Origin of the sequence: uncultured Aquimarina sp. (assembly GCF_947492965.1) — a bacterium.
GTDB lineage: Bacteria > Bacteroidota > Bacteroidia > Flavobacteriales > Flavobacteriaceae > Aquimarina.
Window position 1 is genome coordinate 69,802 of sequence record NZ_CANLOZ010000008.1, and the last position, 25,439, is coordinate 95,240.

General features: G+C 32.8%; 24 protein-coding genes. 3 read left to right on the forward strand and 21 right to left on the reverse strand.

Annotated features, from left to right (window positions below; all coding sequences use genetic code 11):
* Position 1 precedes the first annotated feature (1 nt).
* The 20 genes from Q1B37_RS19070 to Q1B37_RS19165 all read right to left on the reverse strand — a co-directional run bounded on the left by Q1B37_RS19070 (position 2) and on the right by Q1B37_RS19165 (position 22,031).
* The gene (locus tag Q1B37_RS19070) at positions 2 to 175 is read right to left on the reverse strand and encodes a hypothetical protein (protein ID WP_299901336.1); all 174 of its coding nucleotides are present in this window, start codon (positions 173 to 175) and stop codon (positions 2 to 4) included.
* Between the two features lie 131 nt (positions 176 to 306).
* Positions 307 to 759 (reverse strand): nuclear transport factor 2 family protein, encoded by a 453-nt coding sequence (locus tag Q1B37_RS19075; RefSeq protein WP_299901339.1) that lies wholly within the window; start codon positions 757 to 759, stop codon positions 307 to 309.
* Between the two features lie 448 nt (positions 760 to 1,207).
* Complete coding sequence (locus Q1B37_RS19080; protein WP_299901341.1) at positions 1,208 to 1,777, reverse strand: DinB family protein; 570 nt, start codon at positions 1,775 to 1,777, stop codon at positions 1,208 to 1,210.
* A 56-nt stretch (positions 1,778 to 1,833) separates the two neighbouring features.
* Entirely contained in the window at positions 1,834 to 2,370 is a 537-nt protein-coding gene (locus Q1B37_RS19085; RefSeq protein ID WP_299901343.1) for a Crp/Fnr family transcriptional regulator, read from the reverse strand.
* A 157-nt stretch (positions 2,371 to 2,527) separates the two neighbouring features.
* Positions 2,528 to 2,983 carry a GNAT family N-acetyltransferase gene (locus Q1B37_RS19090; protein WP_299901346.1) on the reverse strand — a complete coding sequence of 152 codons (456 nt, stop codon included), beginning with the start codon at positions 2,981 to 2,983 and terminating at the stop codon, positions 2,528 to 2,530.
* 197 nt (positions 2,984 to 3,180) lie between these two features.
* Entirely contained in the window at positions 3,181 to 5,583 is a 2,403-nt protein-coding gene (locus Q1B37_RS19095; RefSeq protein ID WP_299901349.1) for a hypothetical protein, read from the reverse strand.
* 126 nt (positions 5,584 to 5,709) lie between these two features.
* On the reverse strand, positions 5,710 to 6,696 hold the full coding sequence (locus Q1B37_RS19100) for a DUF262 domain-containing protein (protein WP_299901352.1): 987 nt from the start codon (positions 6,694 to 6,696) through the stop codon (positions 5,710 to 5,712).
* Positions 6,697 to 6,700: 4 nt separating this feature from the next.
* The gene (locus Q1B37_RS19105) at positions 6,701 to 7,282 is read right to left on the reverse strand and encodes a hypothetical protein (protein ID WP_299901355.1); all 582 of its coding nucleotides are present in this window, start codon (positions 7,280 to 7,282) and stop codon (positions 6,701 to 6,703) included.
* 759 nt (positions 7,283 to 8,041) lie between these two features.
* Entirely contained in the window at positions 8,042 to 8,635 is a 594-nt protein-coding gene (locus Q1B37_RS19110) for a hypothetical protein (RefSeq protein WP_299901358.1), read from the reverse strand.
* Between the two features lie 238 nt (positions 8,636 to 8,873).
* Positions 8,874 to 9,281: a DUF6326 family protein gene (locus Q1B37_RS19115; protein WP_299901361.1), complete on the reverse strand. Its 408-nt coding sequence runs from the start codon at positions 9,279 to 9,281 to the stop codon at positions 8,874 to 8,876.
* A 29-nt stretch (positions 9,282 to 9,310) separates the two neighbouring features.
* Complete coding sequence (locus Q1B37_RS19120; protein WP_299901363.1) at positions 9,311 to 9,955, reverse strand: hypothetical protein; 645 nt, start codon at positions 9,953 to 9,955, stop codon at positions 9,311 to 9,313.
* 452 nt (positions 9,956 to 10,407) lie between these two features.
* Positions 10,408 to 11,106, reverse strand: coding sequence for a LytTR family DNA-binding domain-containing protein (locus Q1B37_RS19125; protein WP_299901366.1), 699 nt, complete (start codon positions 11,104 to 11,106; stop codon positions 10,408 to 10,410).
* Positions 11,107 to 11,165: 59 nt separating this feature from the next.
* Positions 11,166 to 12,191, reverse strand: coding sequence for a sensor histidine kinase (locus tag Q1B37_RS19130; RefSeq protein WP_299901369.1), 1,026 nt, complete (start codon positions 12,189 to 12,191; stop codon positions 11,166 to 11,168).
* Positions 12,192 to 12,398: 207 nt separating this feature from the next.
* Complete coding sequence (locus Q1B37_RS19135; RefSeq protein WP_299610154.1) at positions 12,399 to 12,935, reverse strand: SRPBCC family protein; 537 nt, start codon at positions 12,933 to 12,935, stop codon at positions 12,399 to 12,401.
* A gap of 171 nt (positions 12,936 to 13,106) precedes the next feature.
* Positions 13,107 to 13,796: a hypothetical protein gene (locus Q1B37_RS19140; RefSeq protein ID WP_299610156.1), complete on the reverse strand. Its 690-nt coding sequence runs from the start codon at positions 13,794 to 13,796 to the stop codon at positions 13,107 to 13,109.
* 13 nt (positions 13,797 to 13,809) lie between these two features.
* Entirely contained in the window at positions 13,810 to 14,628 is an 819-nt protein-coding gene (locus Q1B37_RS19145; RefSeq protein WP_299901372.1) for a M23 family metallopeptidase, read from the reverse strand.
* Between the two features lie 82 nt (positions 14,629 to 14,710).
* Complete coding sequence (locus tag Q1B37_RS19150; RefSeq protein ID WP_299901375.1) at positions 14,711 to 16,453, reverse strand: TonB-dependent receptor; 1,743 nt, start codon at positions 16,451 to 16,453, stop codon at positions 14,711 to 14,713.
* 27 nt (positions 16,454 to 16,480) lie between these two features.
* The gene (locus Q1B37_RS19155; protein ID WP_299901378.1) at positions 16,481 to 19,498 is read right to left on the reverse strand and encodes a tetratricopeptide repeat protein; all 3,018 of its coding nucleotides are present in this window, start codon (positions 19,496 to 19,498) and stop codon (positions 16,481 to 16,483) included.
* Between the two features lie 179 nt (positions 19,499 to 19,677).
* On the reverse strand, positions 19,678 to 20,610 hold the full coding sequence (locus Q1B37_RS19160) for a hypothetical protein (protein WP_299901381.1): 933 nt from the start codon (positions 20,608 to 20,610) through the stop codon (positions 19,678 to 19,680).
* On the reverse strand, positions 20,610 to 22,031 hold the full coding sequence (locus Q1B37_RS19165) for an MBOAT family O-acyltransferase (RefSeq protein ID WP_299901385.1): 1,422 nt from the start codon (positions 22,029 to 22,031) through the stop codon (positions 20,610 to 20,612). The genes Q1B37_RS19160 and Q1B37_RS19165 overlap by 1 nt, the downstream gene beginning before the upstream one ends.
* A 132-nt stretch (positions 22,032 to 22,163) precedes the next feature.
* Here Q1B37_RS19165 and Q1B37_RS19170 point away from each other — a divergent pair, with 132 nt between their 5' ends.
* From Q1B37_RS19170 to Q1B37_RS19180, 3 genes are read left to right on the forward strand one after another with little or no spacing between them, the layout of a single operon-like run.
* Complete coding sequence (locus Q1B37_RS19170) at positions 22,164 to 22,847, forward strand: ATP-binding cassette domain-containing protein (protein ID WP_299610167.1); 684 nt, start codon at positions 22,164 to 22,166, stop codon at positions 22,845 to 22,847.
* Positions 22,848 to 22,850: 3 nt separating this feature from the next.
* The gene (locus Q1B37_RS19175) at positions 22,851 to 23,594 is read left to right on the forward strand and encodes a class I SAM-dependent methyltransferase (protein WP_299901388.1); all 744 of its coding nucleotides are present in this window, start codon (positions 22,851 to 22,853) and stop codon (positions 23,592 to 23,594) included.
* On the forward strand, positions 23,594 to 24,565 hold the full coding sequence (locus tag Q1B37_RS19180; RefSeq protein ID WP_299901390.1) for a class I SAM-dependent methyltransferase: 972 nt from the start codon (positions 23,594 to 23,596) through the stop codon (positions 24,563 to 24,565). The genes Q1B37_RS19175 and Q1B37_RS19180 overlap by 1 nt, the downstream gene beginning before the upstream one ends.
* 14 nt (positions 24,566 to 24,579) lie before the next feature.
* On the opposite strand, the gene Q1B37_RS19185 is transcribed toward Q1B37_RS19180, so the two are convergent.
* The gene (locus tag Q1B37_RS19185) at positions 24,580 to 25,410 is read right to left on the reverse strand and encodes a 2OG-Fe(II) oxygenase (RefSeq protein ID WP_299901393.1); all 831 of its coding nucleotides are present in this window, start codon (positions 25,408 to 25,410) and stop codon (positions 24,580 to 24,582) included.
* Between the last annotated feature and the right edge of the window lie 29 nt (positions 25,411 to 25,439).

Sequence of the window (25,439 nt, forward strand, 5' to 3'; positions counted from 1 at the left end):
TTTAGCAAATAGTATTCATTGCAAAACGCATCTTTAAATATTCAATTCCTTGAAATTCTAAAATATCTCTTATTTCGGGATTATCGGATGAATAGTCAGATTTCATTTTTACATCACTTTGCGCTAATGAGATACTTGAAATTAAAACTAATCCTAACACTAGAATTTTTTTCATAAAGTTGGTTTTAGATGTTTTACAAGGTTGTATATGTATATCCTGAAAAATGAAAATGTTACCCGGATTTAGACAAAAACTGCGTATTGATTGCTAACCTTTCGGGATAATGTAAGGTCGGATGTATATTTTTAGTGCTTTTTAGCGTCATTAAACTGCCACAACACATTTACCAATTGCCATTTGCCATTGAGTTTTACAATGTGCATATAGTCTATCCAGTCATCTGCAATGAGTTTTACAGAAGCTACTTTGTCATAAATATCCAGAATAACAACTTCCTTTTTGGGATTTTCGGGAAACTTATCTTTATCCTGATTATAGGTTTCTGCTAGTAGAATCATGGCATCAGTGAAAGTTTCTCTTAAATATTCCTTTCCTGTTTTTTTATTCGTCCAAAAAGTTCTTTTTACCATTCTTGGATGCGCAGCTTGTTCGAACTGTTCTGGTTTTACATTATGCTGAGCTTCAATATAATCCAATGCTACTTGTTTGATTTCTAAAGAATCCTTTTTGTTTTGTCCGTAAAAAGAAATGCTCATTAGACAGAATAGGAAACTGAAAGTAACTATGCTTTTTTTCATCATTTTATTTTTTATGCAAAACGAGGTTAATTATATACCAAGCTATCGTTTTATTCTTACTGTATGTTATTCTATGTGTACTTACTCACTAAAGAAACACAAATTCCCCTACATACAAAAAACCAGCAGTTGTTAGTTGTTGGTTTTTGCTAAAAATTAACGTTCATTTATTTTTTTAGTTAAAGTTTACTGTCGTTGGAATGATAACCTTTGTTTACATTTTTACAGTTTTTAGGAAACAAACTTCATAGCGCTGCAGTAATTGACATGAATTCGACCTAAGAAAATTTACGTCAGTCAGCGTGTCCGCCGAAGGCGAGATGTATCGAAGACAAGTACATTTTAGGTAAAAGCCTAATTTCGATACTATTTTTCTTCATTTTATTGCGAAAAATCACTCAATTTGACGGCTTTTAAGAATTTAAAAATCACATCAAACTCACTTTAATTAAACATGCAACTTGTTACCTATTGACATTTTTATTGCCTTTTCTGCTTGCTTCATATGCCGTTCATTATGATATATGACCACTCTAAACGTATCTCCTAATCTTAATTTGATGAATCGTGAAATTGAAATTGCAGTTTTCGTTTTGTCAAGATTTACATTTTTGGACTGATCTAAAAGTGCTAGTATCTGATGTTGTTGATGTATAAACTTGTCTATGGTTTGAAGATCTAATTCTGAGTGCAGAGGATTCATAGACGTAAAGGTTTTCATTTTCTTTACATTCTCATTATAAGAAACGGACTTGCTAAAATATGTACCCAGCCAATTACTCTTAAAAATTTCAGAAGGCTTGTGTGTAGAGGTTTGTATTTTGGCTGTGATTTCAGGAATATAAAAATCTCCATACCTATTTAGATGTTCAATACATTCTAAAGCACTCCAACTTTCTGAAGCTGGTTTCCAATTTAGAGCTGTGACAGATTCCTTTTTTAATTGTTCTGCACCGTTTAGGTTCGCTCGTGTAATTTCTAATAAGTCTTGTAATAATTTTTTAGTCGCTATTGCCATTACCTTTATTTTATTACAAATGTCAACAGAGATTTTAAAAAAAAAATTGATTGAAATTAAGATTTTTTAATTCTAGAAAGTGTTTCTGGTGTCATTCTTAAATACGAAGCAATATATTTATTCGGTATCTCTTGAAACAGTTGTGGACTTCGTTTTAAAACTCTCTTATAGCGCTCCACAGGAGATGATGTTAGAATATCTCTTTCTCTTTCCATTTGCTGTAATACAAAATTTTCTAAAACAGAAAGCCATAGTTCTTTATTCTCAGGTGATGATTCAATAAAAGATATATACTTTTTTTTACTGATGACATTAACATTCGTCTTTTTTAATGCTTGTATATAGAAATCTGAAGGTTGTTCATTTAGGAAAGAATCTAAAGATGCTATTAAGTTATTTTTATACCCAAATCTTATGGTATGTTCTTCATATTCATCGATTACAAATATTCGTAAACTTCCACTTTTTATCAAATAAATATTGGTATCAATAGTCCCCTTTACCTTTAGATATTCATTACGTTCTAATACTACTTCTCTATCCCAAAGCTTTTGGTTGTTTATTTTATCAATTAAGTTCGAAATAGGATTCATATTAGCTTGCAGGTACCATAGGATGATATCAGTCTATCGATATATAGGTATGATACTTTGTTGTGTTTGTACTTATTTTGCATATACTCTCTAAAGAAATACAAATTTTCCCTATTTAAAAAACCAGTAGTTATTAGTTGCTGGTTTTTACTAAATATTAACGTTCATTTATTTTTTTAGTCATCAATTTTCGATCGTTGGAGCGATAGCCTTTGCTTAGATACAATTTATTAGCATTTACATTACGAGGTTCTACTTCTAGATGTAGCGCTTGTATGCCTAGTTTTTTGGATTCTGAAGCTATAAAATCTAGTGTTAAGCCGCCAATTCCTTTATTTCTATACGCTGGTTTTATATAGAACTCATCTATAAACGCATCCCTACCTTTGTACTCAAAACTAAATCCAAATGCTAGGACTAGATATCCAATGATTTGTTGTTGGTATTTCATTACATAGAGTCTCCCTAAAGATTCGTCTGAAGTAAATGCTAATACGTTCTCTTCTCTACCTATTGGATCAAATTCATAGCCCTCTATTTTATTAAATGCAGCCATCATTTCCAACACCTCCGTTTTATCATTGTCTGTATAGGTTGTAAATGATATTTGCATTTTCTGAATTACAATTTTTATAGAGCTACGAAGTTGGGAACTTTGAAGAGCTATTTATTTACAACGATTTGTGTATGGTTAGTAGCGGATTTCGAAGCACAAAACTTTCGGTTTTAGCACTAAATTTATTAAAAGTTAAAAACAGTGAAATATAGCACTAAACCGCCATTATCTATACACTTTGTTGGCAGTAGTTTTCATTCACTTGTTTTTTGTTTGTCCTGGGCTGCTTCGTTTCTTTTCTTCATTTCATTTTGCCATAATTCACTCTGTATTTCTCCCCATGTTTTTACGCTTAGGTGTTTCTTTACGGTAAACTCACATAAATTTCCTATCCAGTCGTTGTACTTGTGATAAGGTTTAGAGTCGTTCTCATACTCGCCAAAATGTCTCCAAAAATCTTTTGGCAACAACTCTTTTGCTGTCAGAATGAGAATTGGGTTTGTCGGTCTGTGACCACTTCCTGTTCTAAAATGATTTACAACCTTTAAAATTTCTGTTTTCTCATTTTCGGTTAACTCGTCATTCAGTGTCGCAAATGTCAAAATTGAATTGGGAAATTCTGTTCCTAATTCAATCATTCTATCTGCATCGCCAGATGTAAAGTTTTTGTATGTTTTGCATTCACAAAAAACTAAGTCGGGTAGAATATTGTCTTTGTGCTTTTCTTGAAGCATAATAACAAGGTCTACTTCTTTTGTTTGGTTGTCTTTTAAAAGTTCAAAACCGATTAGTGCTGACATATTACCTGAAGTGTCCGCAAATTCTTGATTAAATAATTTGAGAGTTAAAAAAACTGTAATTACACCGCCAACTTTATTATTCTTACTGAAAGGTCCAACTCCACGATATGCCCATTTAATTTCGGTTGGTTGGTGCATTGGCAAACTAAAATTGTTTCTACAGATAGCACAAGTCATAGCTTCTTTTAATTCAAATGGAAGATAAAAAGCACGTTGATGACAAACTTCGCATTGAAGAATAGTCCCAAATTCAATTATCTTGTTTTCAATTATTCCTTTTATATAAGAATTAATTTGTTCATTATTGTTGTTTTTCAAACTCTTCTTTATCGCACCAACTAATGTTGGGTGGTAAACTGTTTTACCGTCTTCAATTAAATCAAGAATTTTAAGTGAGGCTTTGTTTTGCAAAAAATAAGACCCTCTTATGCCACCAATGTTTTTCAATACTTCATTTGCTAAACGACCGTTTGATGTTTCTATTACTTTGTTTCCACTTTTAGAGAAAAATACTTTGAAAAAGTCCTTCGCTTTGGGAATGAAAAAATAAACTTCATCATCATCTCGTCTAATGTAGTGGCTCAAACCTTTCTTGGACAATCTCCATTTATCGCGACCATATGAATGGGTTAATCTTATCCAGTCAATCGTTTCTATTCCGTATATCAGCCCTGCATCATTTAAATATTCGTCAAAGTAACTAAACGTAAGATTGACTTTATGTGAGGCAATAAGACTGTAATTGTTTTTAAGCTTGAATGGTAAGTTGTTGGTTTTAAATTTTACATGATTTTCTTGGATTTCTACCTGAGAATACGTGGAATTAATTTCTGTTTTCACACACAGCACTTTGTCTGCTTCCAATACAGACCTATCACCAGCCCAAAATCTAGGAAACCAATGTTGAAATGAAAAATTAAGTTTGCCTCCGATTTTATTTTTTATTTCTCGAAGTTTTTTCTCAACTCTTTGTTTTTGCTCGTCAGTTGTTGTCGTGCTAAATTTAAAATTAACGAATGAGAAACTTTCGGACTTGTTTAATTGAAACTGACTAAACCTCTCTATAAAACCACTAAAATATACGTTGTCAATTTGGCTAAGAGGTATAGGAATAATATACCACCCAAGTGCTCTCAAATTCCAATAGTTATTAATGTCGTTTAGTCTTTCCTCATTTAGAAAGTATATCCCTTCTCCCTTATACCAATGCCTTTCCGGATATATTTTTATTTCTCCCATATTGATATTCAATGTATCAATATTTTGATTGGGAAAATGATTGGCAATGTTGTCAAAAGTTATTTCGGGCTGTTCAAAGAATGAAGACGATTTTAATTGATTGCTTATTTCCGTTTGAAAACTATCAACAAAGCAACCGATAAATGATTTTAAAAATAAATCTGATTTTTGAGTGTTAGGAATAGAAAGTTTTAAGTTGTCATTTCGTAAAAACTTAAATTCCCTTTCAATAATATCAGAAATTAGTTCTAAGACACTTATTCCGTATTTAATAACTCCATTATCTGTGTCAGAAAGAAAGTCTTCTATTGATAGTAAAGTTCTGTCGTCACTTATTGTCTTAATAAATTCTATGTCCAACGAATTGTCGTGAAGGATAATATCGGGGTCAAAATTGTCTATTGTATTTTTGTAGTAATTTAAAGCGTCATAATCAATAGCGTATTCACTTTTAAATTCTTCTGGTAAAACTGAATGAAGTGGTAAAATTGGGCTGAAAATTCCGCCCCAATAAGAAAACGAAATTTTAATTGCTCTTTCAAATTTGCTTTCAGAGTTAGGCTCAATTAGAAAACAAAATTTTATTGGTGCTACTTTCTGATTTACGCCTATTGTCATTTATTGTTTTCGCTTTGTTTAATGTTATTCTGAGGACTGTCTTAGACTACTGCTAAGGCTAGTGCATGGTGTCGTAGCTTCCCACAGGGAGCTATGCCTTTACAAATTGTTACCAGCTTTTTTTATTCATTTATTTATTACCGTTGAGATTATTCGCCCTCTTGTAATTCTAGCACTTCTACTATTAGTACCTTGAATAACATTTTTAATATATTCTTGTACATCTGGTGACATATCTTCATCGTCTACTTTTGCATAGAACTCCTTCAAATTAACCTCTAATTTTTTGTTGTCAAATTCTTTTGATTCCTTAAATTGTCCTCTGTGTAGTTCCACAATTAGAGTGAACAGATCATTCTTTTTATAAACTCTTGATTTTTCATCAAAATTTAATGAGTCTATTTGCTTTAATATAAAATCAATTTCTGTCTTTAACTTTTCAGAATCTGGAAACTCATCGTTATATTTTTCGAGGAATGTCTCGAACTCTGTTTCAAGATTAAAATAACTTGAAAGTAATGTAATTGAGGTTAGCAGTGAAAAGCCTAGATCTCTCATTCTTTTTACATCATTATTTGTAAAGACTGAGTGATTTTCAAAAAATGAGTTTTCAGATAATTTTTCGGCAAATATTTTTAGCTCTCCATCAAATCTAGAGTTATGAATTTCAACTGCATTTAGCGAATAATTTGTTGAATTTATACGCTGAAAAATAGTTTTAATATCTTCAATTGTTTGTTTCCCCAAATCTCTTATGACGACCTCATACTCTAAAAAATCTTCCTGTTGTTTTGGGTCTAGTTTCTTATAAGGCAAAATATCAGAATGATACTTAATTTCATCAGAACCAATAAAATATTGGTATAAAGTTGAAATTCTTTGCTGACCATCAACAATCATTTCATTTCCTTCACCACTTGTAAGATTTACATCACCAGCAGCAATGTATATTTCTGGAAAAGGTAAGCCTTCTAGCACTGTCTGAATAAATGCTATTTTATGTTTATTAGCCCACACTAATCTTCTTTGAAATTCTGGTCGAGGAATTAATGTTCCATTTTTAAGTCCCGAAAGTAATTTCCTTAATCTAATATTTGTTCCTGATGTTTTCATTTCATTAAAATTCTAATTTGCATTCTGAAATAGACTTTAATTGGTATTTCTCTAAAAAATGCCAATTTCTATAAAGCCCGCCTCTGATTTTGTAAGGACCATATTTATTGCTTGAAGTCATTTTATTAAAAAAGTTCCACCATTGATCTTGAGTAAAATCAAATTTTGGTGAAGTTGGCAACATATCAGGTCTCATCCAGCCTTGGAAATGATATGTAGTGAATTCTTTTTGTTTATTCCAATAACCTTTATCCTCAATGTAATCATAAAGAAGCTTCCATATATCATCAAATAAAGTTTGAGAAATTATTGCAACATCTATATCTGATTCCTCACCAAAACTTCTATATCTTCTTTTTCCTTTTTTTAAGTTTTCAGATATAGAAAAACCGAGTTTTCCAGAGCCAACTATTAAAACCTCATTTGGGTGAATTTCAAAATGATCAGCGATTGAGCCTTTCAGATCTAAATACATATCAGAATCTAGAACATGACTGTCTCCAGATGTAATAAACTTTCTAACGATATCTACATCTTTTTTTAATTTAAGTTCAGATTTGAATTCTTGTATTTTATCTTCAATCATTTCTGTCTTATTGCATACAACGTAGGCATATACACACCTATCGCTTTATAGTTATTATATTTTAATGCATTTGTACTTACTTACAAACATTTGTATATAGCCTTTCTAAAATACCATATCTAAAAATGTGTATGCACAAACCCCACTAAAGAAACGTAAATTTCCCCGAATAAAAAAACCAACTTGTATAAGTTGCTGGTTTTGTTGTGTGAGTGGTTGTGCTGGGAGCACTTCGACAAGCTCAGTGTGACACTGCATGATTACTGTACCGTACTTCGAGAGCACTTCGACAGGCTACCATTGACGTATTATATAAAACATTGTTTTCAGATCGATACAATGAATTTAAATTTTATCTAATTCACTTTGATGGAGCTTCTTTTCTTTTTTTCATTGCCAAAAAAAGAAACAAAAAAGTCTAGGCTTACAAAAAGAACTTAAGAAAATGCTACGCCACCTTCAGCCACGGATGAAAAAAACTCGCTATCGCTCAAACAGTTTTTCATCCCCAAGCCCTCGCTGCTGACTTGATTTTTAAAGTTCTTTTTGATAGGCCATTTCAAGCTCATTACGTTAAATACCTATACTGAATAAAACTTTTATTGGATGTCTCAGTGTGACACCTCAGCACGACGCTTCATTTTTGTTATTCAAAATTCACTTGTCTTCGATACAATCCGCCCAAAGCGGATCACTCTGACTGACGTAAATTTTGTGTCAGCTCAGCGCGACGCCTCAGTGCTAGATTGGTGGTTGGAGTTAGAATTGATAGCCGATAAAAAACCAAAAGTTGTTTACAAATCTGTGTGCGTTGATCGTAGCGCCTTCCCATTGTGTTTCTGGGATGTTATTAAAATAATACCGAAAAGGGATAGAGATATTGGTATATAAATGTTTGATGCCAAATATATTTTCTTTTCGATAGCCAATGGCAAATCCTACCGTTGCGGTTTCATTTACCAAACGATTGGTAGAGATTAGATGGTTATACTCATCTTTTACATAGGCAACACTACCACTGTAATAAAAGTTCTTGCGCTTTCCAAAATACCGATCGTAGTACAATTCATAAATCCGAAAATAGCCTTCTACATTGTCACCATCCACCGCAGCAGATTCCCACTTACTAGATAAATGTCTTTCGGTGAGATTCACCTCTCCGATCATTAATCGGAGTTGGTGCTTCTCATTAAAACGATAGCCTACTTCTCCCGCAAAATTCTGGAACTTGTTCATCGTCATTTCAAAGGTTTCGTATCCCACAAAAAATGAGGAACGATCTTGTTGTTGTGCATTCATTGCTATCATCCATAGCAGTAATACGATGATTAGTAGTTTCTTAATATGTATCATATGATTGTTTTTTGTGTTGATTACACTTCGACACTTCGAGTACCTCAGTGTCCGATCTCGTGTTGAGCTCAGTTTTTCATCCCCAAGTCCTCACTGCTGCCTTGATTTTTAAAGTTCTTTTTGATAGGCCATTTCAAGCTCAGTGCTCGCATTCATTGTTTGTTCTTCAAAATTTACTTGTCTTCGATACAATCCGCCCGAAGCGGATCACTCTGACTGACGTAAATTTTGTTTAAGTTTATAATAACTGCTCTGTGTTTGGTTTTGGGGGTTTATTGGATAGTTTCCAGGAAACTCTAATGATTACGAGTAGTAAGATATTTTCGATGACTACAAAAAAGATATCATCCATATCAGCATTAGGTAATGTGCTTAGAAAACCAAGTGAGGTTATGATCGCTGCAACCGTATTGTACCAAGTATTGGCTTTATCTTTTAATATTCTGGATAATAAGATCATTAAAATGGGAATCTGCGCTACGAAACCATACAACAACATATTCACTTCTGGGATTTGAAGCGACATCATATGTTCGATATATCCTTCGCGTAAAAATTCGTGTAGATCTCTTACGATCATATTAAATAAAATGACAATCCATAAGGTGGATAATAATATTCTTGGGTCTATAGTGTTTGTTTTCATCTGTTGTATTTTTTAAATGGATTAAAATGTTAGTGAATGGCTGAGATGCGATGATTCGTTATAAATTTGAGATCATCCAAAACGGCATTGGATTGCCCCCAATAAAAACTATCATCGCTACCAGATATTAATTGAATCGCAATGGTGATGTAGGCATTCTTGTGGATCTCGTCGATCTCCAAATAGAACCTATCGAATTGGGCTTTGGGCGTGGTGATGTCTAAAATATGAGCATCTTCCAAATCTTTATCTGAGATCGTGTGGATTATTTTTTTCGAAGAAATGACGATGATTCGTAATACGTCTTCTGCCTCATCGATATCCAATCCAGAAAATTTATAGCGTCCTGTCAATTGTAGATGTTGCATATTCTCAGTAACAAAAAAACTAGTCATAATTTCATTGGTTTGTGCTAGATATCCTCTATATAATGCCAAAGCAGTTCCATTGGCATCTGGCAATTCATATTTGTAGGCAAAACCTTCGTTATACGATTGTCTCCATAGTTCGTTTTTAGGATGTTCTTTCCATCCTACTGGCAATTCATATTCCTGATCTTGACAATAGATCGTTTCGAACTGATTAAAATCTCCGTTTGGAATTGCTACCTGCGCTGCCATTTCGGATACTGTGGCGATGATGAATAACAATAATTTGATTCGTAAAGTTCTCATTACTTCATTTTTTACTGGATTACACAATTAATACTGAAGCAAATATCTAGTGAAGTGAATGGTTATAAAACTTTACTATGCAAGACGAAGATATGTGTCTGCAAAAGCGGATTTTCTATCTGCAAAAGGTTTTGAGATTTATGAGAATTATCATTGAGAATAAAAGCTATTCTCGATACAATTTTTCTTCACTCTATTACGAAAAATCACTCGAATTGATGCTTTTATGAATTAATTATTAAACATTTAGAATTCGTTTTCATTTCAACCTTTTGTTCATTTCTTTTGCGATGCATTCCTCTCGTTACCTCGTCGGATACAATAAAGAAACGAAACAAATCTTACACTGGTGAAAAAAAATTCAAAGCGCTGCTTTGGAACGTCAAATCCCAACGCTGGAAAGGGTTTTTATCTCTAGCCTTGAATTGATATGAATTCTAATCACCACAACCTTACCATTTACTGGTACTGATTTGCTGAAAAAAGGAAGCTTTATAGGTTTCGGAAATGGGAATGAGTTGTTCGCCGATTCGTATTCGGTTTCGTTCGATGGAATCAATTTTACTAATAGAAACCATATAGGATTTATGAACCCTACAAACCAAACTAGCAGGAATGATCTGCTCAAATTCTTTAAAGTTTTGTAGCGTCATAATTCTTTTATCTGGCATATGTATTCGGCGATAATCTCGCATTCCTTCGATATATAAAATATCTGCCAGATTGATTTTTTCTAATCGGTTTTCGGTCTTTACAAAAATGAAATCTGGTTGTTGCTTTTGGGTTTTATTTTCTAGATTTTCCTGAGCTTTATTCACCGCTTGTAAAAACCTGTTGAAGGTAAAAGGTTTTAACAGGTAGTCCGTAACATTGAGTTCAAAGCTTTTTAAAGCATATTCCTGATAGGCAGTAGTCATTATGACTTCACTCGTAATCTTTGAGCTTTCCAACAGTTCTATCCCCGATAATTCATCCATATTGATATCCAGGAAGATCACATCTACAGTATTTGCTTTTAAAAAAGCTAGACCATCCAGAGCGTTATCAAAAGTAGCTGCAACATTGAGAAAAGGGATTTTCTCGGCAAATTCTTTAGTTCTTTCGAGTGCTAAAGGTTCGTCTTCGATAATAATACATGAATATGGTGTCATTCGCGATTCAATTCTTTAAAATGTTACTCGATAATCGAGTTTACATGCTACTCAATAGTTTACTCAGTGATTATCAAACGTACTTTATATTCTTCTTTTTCTTTTACGATAGCTAAAGTGTGTTTTTCGGGATACAGCAGTGCCAATCTTTTTTCGATCAGTGCATTTCCTAATCCATGATTCGTATGTGTTACTTTCCTATTAGGATTGAACTTGTTTGCACACTCAAACCGTATGCTTCCTTTTTCTATAAAGATATGAATCGTAATGGCATTGTCTATTTTTTTATTAGAAGTATGCTTAAAAGCATTTTCAATAAAAGGAAGAAACACCATTGGAGCAATTTCCTTACCCTTTGGTGAACCTGTTATCTCATAATTGATATAACGCTCATTGACTGTTCTTATCTTTTGCAGTGCCAAGTACTTTTCGATATACTCTAGTTCTTTGGTGAGCAAAATTTTATCTGTTTTCGTTTCAAAGAGCATAAAACGCATGATATCCGATAATTTATTTAAATACTTGGAAGCTTCTTCGGCATTTTTAAGAATCAGAATATCAATATTATTTAGGGTATTAAATAAAAAATGGGGATCCAGCTGTGATTTTACCAAAGCCATTTCCATTTCATGATTTTTTTGCTTCAGCGCTTCTTTTACTTTTAATTCTTCATACCAAGTAATAAATCCTTTGGTCACTAATGCGATCACTCCAACAATAAAACTGACAAAAGAAATAAACACGATACCTACGGTAACCGATTCCTGAGCTTCTGTTAAACTCTCTTTTCCCAAGAATACATAGATCAATACATTTCCAATGAAGGCTGCGCCAATCGAAAAGGCAATGGCATATATGATCGACAGGAGTATCCTTTTTTCTCGAATTTTGGGGAATACCAAAAAATAAAATGAGTAATAAGAAATAACAGATGGAATGATCGAAAAATAAAGAGATCGCACCATCATTTGCTCCACAATTTCATTGCCCTCACTTGCTACTGAGAGATATACCAAAATAATGGTTAATACCAAATAGCATAACCAAAATCCAATTTGTAATCCAATAATGATTGACTTCTTCACGATGAATAGCTATAAGTTTACTCGATAATTGAGACCTAAATGTTCCAGGCTTGCCTAACATCTACATCTTTTTCAATGCAACTCTACATGGTTTTACCACTGAGGTGAATTACTACTACAAAAATCATCTTTTAATTTATAACTATACATAATATTCTGCAAAGTGGTAGTATTTGTCTGCAAAACTGGAAATAAGAGTTTGTATGACTATTCTAAAGTATAATCTTTGGTATTATCATCGATTAGTTTTTTAAGCGCAGCTAAGTTTTTATCTTCTTGTGCTTTCATACCACTTTTCATCAAAGCGATCATGGATTTAGCCATAAGACTGTTTCCTTTTACCATTGATTTAGAAGTTATAGTAGTTTTACCATTATCCTCATCAAAAGACATTTCATACTCCATATCCATAAAATCCATAGAAAAAACCATGGCCATAAGTTCATTGGGTTTCATAGCAGTAATGGTTTCTGTCATCATCATTTCTTCTCCACCTTCATCGATATATACATTAGAAACTGCAGCTACTGTATTAGGTGTGCCACTTACATGTTCTGTTCTTAGAAAACCTTCGATCCATTTGGGCAAATTAGATTCATCAGACATTACGGCCCAAGATTCGTTTGCCGGTTTATTGACAACAATTTCATTCTCGTAAGAAACGGAAGAAGTAAAAAGTCCTATTCCAAAAAAGATCAATACGATGGCTACTACAGCAATCAGTAGATATTTTAAATACTTCATAATGTTATGTATTGGTTAGTGGCTGTGATATGTATAAGAAAGATTCTCTTTATAAATATACTGATTTTCTGAAGGTTGAAGAAATGAGGTCCAAAAGTAAATGAATGTTATATGTTGATATTTAATAAGGAACTTATACGTCTGAACGATGACAAACCTGCTCGACAAACATTAGTTGGAATAATCACAATCATCAGGAATATAGATATACTTATTTGTGATCTTTCTCATTTCGGTAAACTTATACACAAACGCTTTTTCCTTCCCTTTTTTAAGAGAATATTCCTCTTTTATAACATCGAAATTAAATTTTTCTTTATTTACTATCTGTTGCCATATTAAGTATACTTTATGGTTTCCTATAAAAGGTTTTTCAAACTTTTCGGTCTTATGAGTTATGTAGTGTATCTCCCAATTTTTCTTCCTCTTTTTAGGATTTCTTCTCTTCAGAACGATGTGGTTATATGCTGTATCCTGAATTACAGTATCCTTTTGTATTTCGAAAAAGTATTTTTTGGCAAATTTAGTATTGTACTTAGGTGTACCAATTCTTTTGACCAAGTCACAATCTAAATTAATTCTATTAGCATTTAGAAAAGAAGATTTTTCCAAAGAAAAAAAAGTTTCAAACTTTCTTTCGTGATCTACAAAATTAAATTCAAAATCAGGATTTCCGTCGTTTTGCAAAATTAAATGGTACCTATTATCTTTAGAATTAATAAATACTGCTTGTACTTTAATCGGACCTTCTAAAGATTCCTGATATGTATACGCCATCATATAATCAAAATTATAGGCACGTTGAGATATTATTGATTGGCTAATAAACGCTACTAATAGCGCAAGGATAAATTTATTCATAGATATTCACTAACTAATATGCTTTGCGATAGGTTTTTCTTTCTTGTAATTGGGTAAGCTCTTTTCCATTCCCGATCAGAAACTTTGTAGGTAAGGTTTCTCGATCATTAAACCGTTGCAGAAAAACAATAAAATGTAGATGCGGACCTGTAGACCATCCTACGTTACCGCTAAAACCAATATGTTGTCCTTTTTCTATGAGATCTCCAGGAGCTACGATAGCGCCATTTTTTTTGATATGCGTATATTCTGCGAATGTACCATCGGAGTGATATACCAAAATGTAATTATTAAATCTGGCGCAATCTTCTCCTGTACATGTCTTGTTAAAACTCTGTTCTACCAAAACAACCTTACCTTCTCTTGCAGCATAAATGGGTGTTCCTATGGGCATTCTAAAATCTAATGCATTCTCATTATGATGCGAAATGGTACCGTTATACCCTTGCGTAACCATATGCTCCGTTCCCTTCTTAAAAGGAAGATGATACGCATAATCGGTATCATAGTCTTCTTGTAAGTGATTTCCATGATTATAGCGTACACTAAACCCTAAGCGTAACGCCTTTTTTCTATCCACTACGGTTAGATCTGCGATATAAAATTGTGTAGTTTGTTCTGGAACCTCTATAATTTTAATATCACCAATACTAGAAGTAAGATTTTCAATCTCAAAATCAATCTCTACAGAAACCGGACAAAACTCACCATTATCAGCAAGAATTTTATATCCATCATCTGTTTCCTGATAATACACTCTAAAATTTTCCTGTGAAAAAACTACTATCGAGTAAAACGATAGCGCCCAACAAATTACATTCTTCCTATTCATTTCTTTCCCAATTACCAGAATAAAATACTGCTTTTATTTGGGAATTGCTAATAAAGAATCTTGATTTTGTAGAACGATTATATCAATAATTAAACTTATAGGTAATTCCTCCTAATACCTGGATTCCTTGTACTGGGAAGTTTGCCCAACGTTCGTAGTTCTGACCTGCTAGGTTATTACCTTTTACAAAAACTGATAGTTTCTCATTAAATCGATAGCCCAAATTTACATTGGCATCAAAATAACTATCTAAAGTTACTGTTGCTTCTGGTGTTGGTGGTACAAAGGCAACCGCAGTATTAATATCTTTTCGCTCACCAACATAAAACAGTTGTGCTCCTGCAAACCACTGATCTGTGATCTGATAATCCAATAATGCAGACGCTTTTAATTCTGGTAAATTCCAAGCTTCTTGTTCATCATCTGTATTATAACTATAATACTCTCCAGTAATGCCTAGTTTAAATTTCTTATTGATATTAAAATTTAATTCCCCATATCCACTTAAGGTTAGGATATCATCGTATCGGTATGAAAAAGAATTACCAAAATCGAATCCTTCTAATTGTACAACTTCTGGTCTGTTGTTTACAAATAAAGGTTTATCATTTTCCGAAGCATAACCACCTCTAAAATTATAGCTTACTACATCAGATAGTTTTCCTTTGAAACCTACATAAGCATCGAATTGATTGTGTGTGGTAGTTAAAAATAGCGTTGGTGACACATAAGGATTTGCTTGCACCGCATCTCTATAGGTGTTTTGTTGTAGCCCTCCTTCTAAACCTCCATAAGCAATAACCGTCTCATCTAGTAATCTATACGATGCTGTAACTTTTGGATAAATAAAGAAATCATTATCATTATTCTGGCTATCGATACTAAAAAATACTGCCGCACCCAGATTTAAAGTTAAATTATCTCGTAATACGACCAAACTTGGTTGAACTCCTAAATTTAGAATACTAAAGTCATTTGGTGTTTGTAACGCTAAGTTTAAAGGTCTATCAAATCCACCTCCTAAATAGTCAATAATAAAATCTGTAGTTACTAATTCGTCTACGATTTCAAACTCGAATGTAGGTTTAAAAATGGCATGATGCTCTACAGTACTGGTAGCGTCTCCAAAATAGCGATAGTTTAGAGAGGCTCTCTTAAAATACAGGTCATCGAATTGCAATTTACCCCCCAACTTGGCCCCAAAATAATTCTGTTGAGGGTCAATTGCATCAATTTGTTCTTGGGTTAATACAGGAATATCTGGTAACCCATACCAATTATATAATTGGTGCTCCGCTCCTACTTCTATTCCGTATGTAAAATCTTTAGTACGTGATGTATAATTTAGATCTAAAAACGTATTGTAAAATTTATCATCCAATACGACATCTTCTATTCCTCCTTGCGAAGAATTATGATGTAAATACAAACCAATATTATCTGTTCTATTTAACTGAAAATTACTATAAAACTCCGCCAATACCGATGTAAAATTTCCAAAACCTAAGGTTGCATAGTTATCATATAACGGTATTTTCTTAGGCTTATCGATATTAGCAGCTCTTCCTTTTGCGGGTGAAAAGGTAGATGCAACAGGAACCGAAAAAATACTATATCGTAATTGCTTTTTCTTTTGTGTAACAGAATCGTCTAAAATTGGCGTAGATTTTACCTTAAACGCATCACTAATCGTTGGCGTATATGTTTTTACGATCACTACTCGTTCTGTTTCTATAGTCTCTTCTTCTTCCTGTGCAAACAATGATGAAATACTGCAAGCGATTACGCAGGTAAAAGAAAATAATTTCTTAATATATCTAGACATAAATGGAAAATCGTTTATAACTGATTATTATTGTTCGGTTTTGATAGATGAATTTGTTTTTGCCTCTTCGGCTTTGATCTTTTTGAGTTCTGATCGTGCCTCGGAAATTACATCAGGATAGTCTACAAAGTTTTTGATCACACTTTCTAAAATATAGGTTGCCTGATAGGCATCTTCTAATCCGTAGAAATTCTTAGCCATTAAGACCAAACCTTTGGCTCCGTATAATTTGTATCCCGAAAAATCTTTTGCTAATTTTTGTACTGTTTCATTAGAACCTTTGTAATCTCCTTCTTTATTTTTAAAATAAGCATCATAGTATAGTGCTTCTGCTGCTAATTCTCCAGTTGCTATTTTTCTAACTTCGGCATAGGCTCTTTTGGCTCTGGCACCATCAGCAGTTTGTAGTGCTGCTCTGGCAATAAAAATCTGCGCATCACTTTTTACATCATTCTGAATTTTAGGATTTTCTAATACCTTTTCTGCATAAGCAATCGTTTCCTGATAATGCACTAACTGATAATGTGATTTCATAAGATTCGACTGCGCAAAAATGATATTCTGCGGAAAATCGGCATCTTTTTCTAATCTTTCTAAGATCGGAATAGCTTTTTCATAGCTTCGGTTTTCTAAATGTATCTGAGACAATCGTGCCAACGCTTGCTCCGTAAATTCTGTTCGTTCTTTTTGTAATACATACTCATAATGCGGAATGGTTGCTTGCTTATCGCCTTTTTTGTAAAATAATTGTGCCAGATAAAAATGACTTTTCAACGCATGAATCCCATTTGGAAATTCATCCAAATATTTTTGAAATCCTGCAATCGCAGCATTATCATTATTCTCTAAATACTGCTTTTCGGCAGCTTCATATGAAGTATTATCCAAATCTGCATCGGTTACATCTACAAAACTCAAGCCTTTTACCCAACTAGAATACTCATCTGTTCTTCCCAAATCCACATAAATTAATCTAGCCGTATTTACTGCCTGAATCGCTTCCTCGGTTCCTGGGTAGTCTGCTACTACTCGTTTAAATTTATACAGCGCTTTATTACCTTGGTCTCCATTATAATAGATCAACCCTTGTTTTAGCAATGCTTTAGGCACATAAGAACTTCTTGGAATCTCTCTAATCAATTTATCATATGCATCAATACCTCTTTGAGTTTTGTTTTCCGCTACATACGTATTCCCAAGAGCAAACATAGCATCATCGCGATATGTTGATCTGGTATATTTTTTTAGAAACATTTCTAAATCGCTGATTTTCTTATCGTTCTTTTTTACAAACCCATAGCTAATCGCCTTCTGATAATGTGCATAATCAGCATCTGCACCTCCTTTTTTGATGGCTTTGTTATAAGCTTCCATCGCAGGCCAATATTTACTAGAAATAAAATGACTATCTCCTAATCGTAAGTAGGTATCAGTCAATCGAACTTCGTCTATTCCGCTATTTTTAGCATAGCTATCAAAAGAATTTGCCGCTTGTGGGTATTGCTTTAGTTTAAAATAAGTGTATCCAATATTATAATCTATATCATTATTTTCATTCGTACCAGCACTACCTTCTTGTCCTTTGAACTGTTTAAACCCGATGAGTGCTTCTTCAAAATTACCTTGCAAATAATCACATTCAGACTTCCAATAGATAGCTTTGGCAGTGTATTTAGGATCGGTCTGTTGTGCTAAAGACTTATCGAAATACTTTTTTGCTTCGGCATAATTGGCTTCATTATACAATTCTACTCCTCTTAAAAAGGCAACTTTTTGGTACACTACTTTATCCTCAAAATTACGACTACCTTCTAATAGATCCATCGCTTCTTTATAATTTTTAGAAGTGATGTAAGAGCTGATTAATAATTCTTGAATCTCATCTTTGAACTCTGAATTTGGGTACGCTTCGGCATATGACAAAAGTACTTTAGAAGGACTCTCATAAGAGTTTCCGATTTCATAGCTCAACTTGGCATAATTATACAATGCATCTTCTTTTATTTTTGCTTCGAAATCCATTTCTGAAGCATTTTTGAATGCATTTAATGCCTGCTGCTTTTGATCCGACTTTAGATACGATTCTGCCAAATGATAATATGCGTTCTGTGCGGTTGCATTACGCCCATCGACAATCTTATTAAATTCTGAAATCGCATTTTGATAATCGCCTCCTTTATAATAAGCATACCCTAACTGATAATAATCTGTATTATTCCATTTTCCTTTTCTTCCTTTATAGGCTTTTAGGTGTGGGATCGCTTTATCGTATTCTCCAAGATTAAAATAACTCTCTCCTATAATTTTGTGAAGTTCTGATTTTTCGGAAGGTTTCGATCTAGGTAATTGACTTAACCCGTCATTAATCGCCTCTTGAAATTTTCCAGATTTAAAATTCATATCACTCTGGAAATACGATAAGTTTTTATTGTATTTATCTAAGTCCTTTACCTCATCAAAAAGCTTGTCTGCTTCTTGATAATTATCTCCTTCGTAAGCAATAAAACCTAAGTAATATTTTGCTTGTGCTCCATACTCATCTGTTTCTTCTACCTGAGTTAAGAATTTTTTGGCTTCATTAAAACGCTGAATTTTAAAATAGGCGTACCCATTATTAAAATTGAACTTTTCTTTTTCAGAACGGCTCATATTACCCTGATCCACTTTATCGTACCATTTACGTGCATAAGCATACTTTCCGTTATCAAAATAATAATTGGCAACATCTAAATACGCTGCGTTACGTTTGATACTGGTAGGATATTGCACCACAAACTCCTCCATGAGATCGTCTGCTCCTTTTTGATTTAACCAAACAGCACAGTTGGCAATGTAGTACGTACATTCTGCATCGATATTTTCATCATCTACAGCATCTCTTACCTTATCAAACAGATTTTGAGCAGCCAAAAATTGTTTGTTATTATACAGTTCTAGTGCTTGATTGTAAAGCACTAATTCATTGGTGTAAATTGCTGATTGCTGAGCAGAAATCTTTGAAGATAGGATTGCCACAAAAAGCATCAAAGTGATGTATTTGTTCATGTAATTATTTCTTTTAACGTTTAGAACCTGGCAACTACCAGCACTCTTGTTTAATAGAAATTTCAAGGTTTGCCTTGACCAAATTTTCTTAAAGTAAATATCGTTTCCCGCGAATAAATTTTGTGTTAAAGATACCCTAATCTTCATACTAATAACGAAATATTTTAAAGATAATTACATCAACGATCATTTTTTGATGTAGATATTAATTGATTTATGATTTGGGTGTATTTTTTTGCTCCTTTATGATTTAAATGATCTGGGTCGTAAAAATCTGAATCTTCTATCCTGTAGTCTTGGCGTAGGTTAATGTATCGAACATTTTCATTGTCCTTCTCTAGTACTTTACATGAATTGGTAACCTTTTCTAATTTATCTGGATTCAGATACGATACGTATCCATGATATACCGGCATATCTACGATATATACATTACAATTTTTCTTTTTACAAGCATCAATGATTGCTTGTAGCCGAGCTATATTTTCACTAAAATCGAATAAAAAATCTTCATGTCGCTTTGCAGCTACCCAACTTTGGACATCTAAGGATTGTCCGTTGGTACTATCATAATAATCACCCCAGCCCTTAGCATCACATCCTATGATCGTACCTTCATCGAAATATGTATGCACTAAAGAAATGGATTTATTGAGTCGTCTGGTTAATGCTAAACTATATTGTTTCACATCCCAAGGATAGATGATAGGTATTTCTAAATCCATTTGATTTTGGTAAAAATATTTACGCCATATCTCTCCTTTTGTATTTTTTAATTTACTTAAACTATAGTACCCAACAGTAATGATTACATTTTGAAGATTGGGCAAACTGTCTTTGTGTTTTTCAAAAAGTAATTGATCCATATACAGACTCTGACTAATATTAGCCAGATTCAATGTTTCTGTATCTATATAAGAAGGATTAACACCGAAAAAAGCATGGGAATCTCCCAAAATCAATGTCTCAATTTCCTTGTATCGTTCCTTTATGATCTTATGCTTATAGGTATAATTAGAAGGCACCGTTCTGTAGAACCATTCTAGGGCTCCCCAAACGATAGCAATAGGAATAAAAAAAACGAGTATTTTTCTTAGAAAAACCTTCATCATTAAAATTGAAAATAAATAAAGGTTTGTAGATTACCTCCAAAATACAGCACTAAAAACACTACAGCATAATAAATAGAATACCGAATTGATTTCGAAAATATATGCCGAATATCTAACAGGTGTTCTCTTCTTTTCTGGAGCCATTCTATTAGCATATATCCTATTAAGAACAACAAAAACCATTTATTTCCCTGAGGTAAAGAAAATAATGTAGTAGAAAAGATTCCTTGTAGGTATTGAAACGCTTCCGTTATTGTTTCGGCTCTAAAAAACACCCAAGCTATGGTTACAATAAAAAATGTAATTCCTATGCCAAGTAAATCTAAGAAGACAGATTTCTGAGTCTGCAAAAAAGCTTTAATTCTCGAATGTTTTAGCAAAAAGATCGTAAGGATTAAGAACATTCCATGTATCAATCCCCACGCTAAAAACGTAAGATTAGCACCATGCCATAAACCACTTACCACAAAAACGATCAAAATATTACTGATTAATCTAACATTAGAAACTCGATTTCCACCTAAAGGAATATATACATAGTCTCTAAACCAAGAGGATAGTGAGATGTGCCATCTTCTCCAAAACTCGATCAAATTCTTTGATAAATAGGGAAAATTGAAGTTCTTCATTAAATCAAACCCTAAAAGTCTTGCTGTTCCTATTGCGATATCAGAATAACCCGAGAAATCTCCATAAATCTGAAATCCAAAAAATATAGCTCCACAAAACAATGTACTTCCAGAATACTCTGTATAATTTTCGAACAGATTATTCACGATTAACGCACAATTATCTGCAATTACCATTTTTTTAAATAACCCGCCTAAAATGAGTTGCAATCCATCTACACTTTTTTCTATATTGAATATTCTTCGCTTTTTAAATTGTGGAAGAAGATTAGAAGCCCTTTCGATAGGACCAGCAACAAGCTGAGGAAAAAAGGAAACAAAGGCAAAAAAAGAGATCACATCATCGGTTGGCTCTATTCGTTTACGATACACATCGATTGTATAACTTAATGTTTGAAACGTATAAAAGCTAATTCCTACAGGAAGTACTAATTGTAGAGATGTATAAGAAATTGGTTTTCCGAATAACAAAAAGGCATCCACAAACGTTTCTAAAAAGAAATCAAAATATTTAAAAACGAATAATACTCCCAGATTACAAAAAACACTAATCCCAAAAAGCATTTTTCTTCGAATTCCAATACTATTTTTAAGTCTTCTGGCAACTAAAAAATCAATAATAGAGCTTAAAAAAATTAAGGATAAAAAACGCCAATCCCAGAAAGCATAAAAAATATAGCTGGTAATAAGAAGAAATACATTTTGAATCTTAATACTGCTATTAAACACAAACCAATACAATGTAAAAACGATTGGAAAGAATAACGCAAAATCGACCGTGTTAAATTGCAAAATGTATACGCATATAAATTCTTTGGGAAAATTAGTCAAAATCAACGTGGATAAAAAAACATTTTTAATAAATACAATATTCCATAAACTTTATACTTTTACTAAATATTACTAAACTAAGAATTTCATCATATGTCTAATCCTGTTTTAAGTCTTAAAAACGCTTCTATCTATCAACGAGAAAATCTCATCTTATCTGATGTAAATGTAGAAGTGAACAAAGGTGATTTTGTATATCTCATCGGAAAAACTGGAACTGGAAAAAGTAGTTTTATGAAAACGCTTTATGGAGACATTCCTCTTGTTGAAGGTGAAGGTAGTATCGTTGATTTTGATTTAAGTACCTTAAAAGAAAGTCAAATACCTTTTTTAAGAAGAAAACTAGGGATTGTCTTTCAGGATTTTAAATTACTAAATGATAGAACTGTAAAAGAGAATCTATTATTTGTGCTCAAAGCAACCGGATGGAATGACCAAAAAGCAATGGATAGTAAAATTGATGATGTATTAGATAAAGTAGGGATGAAAACCAAAGATTTTAAGTTCCCATATCAATTATCTGGAGGAGAACAGCAACGTATTGCTATTGCTCGTGCATTATTGAATGATCCTGAATTAATTTTGGCAGATGAGCCTACTGGTAATCTGGATCCTCAAACATCCGTAGAGGTTATGGAAGTTTTGCAGGATATCAATAAAAACGGAAATACTATATTAATGGCTACACACGATTACGCATTGCTATTAAAATATCCTTCGAAAACCCTAAAATGTGAAGGCAATAAGGTTTTTGAAGTAGTGCAACGAAAGGGATAGTGTATGTATGAGCGTGTTAAAGAAGTTCTCAAAAAAATCATCCCCAAAGATCTTTTATTTCGGTATGAAGAAATAATTCGATTCCCTTTTGCAATACAATATTATGGTAGAAACCATGTGTGTAATATTTGCAATGCCCATCTCAGAAAATTTATTGTTTTAGATACTGGAGAAAAAATATGCCCTTACTGCGGTAGTTTATCCAGAACCAGAAGGCTTTATAAAATATTACTAGACAAATTTGATTTAAAAGGAAATGTATTACACTTCTCTCCTTCCAGATCATTATATAGAAGACTGAAAAAGAATAAAAGTATATCTTATTTTAGTACAGATTTCGAAAATGAGTTTATCGCAGATTTTCAATATGATATCACTGCTATTTCTGTAGAAGACAATCTCTTTGATCTTATCATCTGTTATCACATTTTAGAGCATATAGAAAATGATAAAAAAGCAATGAGTGAGTTGTATCGTGTTCTAAAACCGAACGGAATATTATTAATTCAAACCCCTTTTAAAGATGGTGAGATCTATGAAGATCCGAGCATCAAAGATCCTAATGAACGATTACAGCATTTTGGACAAGAAGATCATGTACGTGTATATTCTGTAGAAGGACTAAAAAATAGATTAAAAGAAAGTAATTTTACAAACATCCAATCGTTAGAATTTACTAGTGATCATACTGATCCATCCACGAACGGTTTACTTACAGAAGAAACCATATTAGAAGTCACAAAATAATGCGTTTAATTACTCTTGATGATATTATAGAAACCTATACCAAGTTTAGACAACGTGGCCTACCATTTATAATGTCTAAACTAAATCTAAATGCCATCAAAAGAACAAAAAGTGCGTTTAACGAATTAGATATCTCTTCGGCAAATTGGTGGATTATTCCTAAAGTACAAAAACGGTGGAATCTTCTGATTACGGGAGATCCTAACTTAGAATATGAGGATTTCGTGATGCAAAATTATTTAAGTGATCACAAAGATTTAAAAATGCTTTCGCTAGGAAGCGGTATTTGTAGTCATGAACTTACGTTTGCTGGTTATGACAATTTTAAAGAAATCTTATGTTTAGATATTAATGAAGTCCTATTCGATCAAGCTCGAAAAATAGCTAATGAAAAAGGATTAAAGTCTATTCATTTTCAGATTCAAGATCTATACAGATATGAATTCCCAGAAAATTATTTCGACATAGTTCTTTTTCATGCTTCTTTACATCATTTTAAGGATATTGAAAACCTTGTAGGCAAGAAGATAAAGAAGACTTTAAAAAGTGATGGAAAGTTAATTATAAATGAATTTGTTGGTGCTGATCGATTACAATTTCCAAAACATCAAATAACGGCAACGAACACTGCATTACAATCGATTCCTAAATCGTATAGAAAGAGGTTTAAATTAAATATTTATAAAAATAAATTTTATGGTTCTGGTATGATACGGATGATTTTGGCAGATCCGTCTGAATGTGTAGATTCTTCTCAAATTATGCCTTCTATTCATAAACATTATAAGACTATTTATGAAGCCTCATATGGAGGCAACCTATTACCTAATGTACTGAAGGATATTGCACATCATTTTGTGACATTAAATAAAGAAAAAGAGGATATATTAGATCAACTTTTTGAATATGAGGATACCTACATAAAAAACCATTCTAGTGATTTTGTCTTTGGTATTTATCAAAATACTTAGAATATTTCTTCTTATTAAGAATCTTCTTTTTTATATACATGTGGATTTTCTCGAATTCCTTTTTTAAATATTTTACGAACTCCCATTCGTATAGAAGAATCTAGCTTTAATATTTTATCTCTAAAAAACTGTCCTGGTCTACCCCTAAAGGTAGTTACATGAAAATCTCCTTTAGAACCTACAGGAGAGGTCGAAAAATAATAATTAGAAATACAACAACGAACATGATCTGCAGTAACTTTGCTTACAGAATGCCAAGAAGTTTTATGGGTAGTCATGATGACCAATCTATTAAAACTAGAATTTATAGTAATAGGAGCTTCTTTGAGTCCATCGGGCCATAACTCTAAATTTCCACCATTATCCATCTCCCAATTTGGTGTTACATAATACAGCAAATTAAGTACACGCCATAATTCCACATCTTTATCATGGGAGTTATCTAGATGTGGATTGAGATAGTTTCCTTTACCCATCATGGAGATACCACCAGCATACAAGTTTTCATCCGGTACTACATCGACATATCCACAAATTTCAGCAATAAAATCAACAATTTTTTGATCCTGAAAAGCATAGATTACTTCTTCCAATAGAGGATCATATTTATTCATCTGAGCTGCTACATACTTGTACTCTCTAATACTACGCTTTACTTGTACATCTTTCGTTAAAGGGAACTTTTCAAAAATTTCTTTTGCGATATCATCAGGAAGTAAATTATCTATATAGAAATACCCTATTTTCTGACTTGTTTGGTCAAAATGTGTTTTTAAAACTTCTTCATTATCTTTGAGCTTTAAAAGAATTAATTCGGCAATTTTATCTCTGGTAAGGTAATTCATTAATCCCAATTACAAATTTGTCCTAAAAA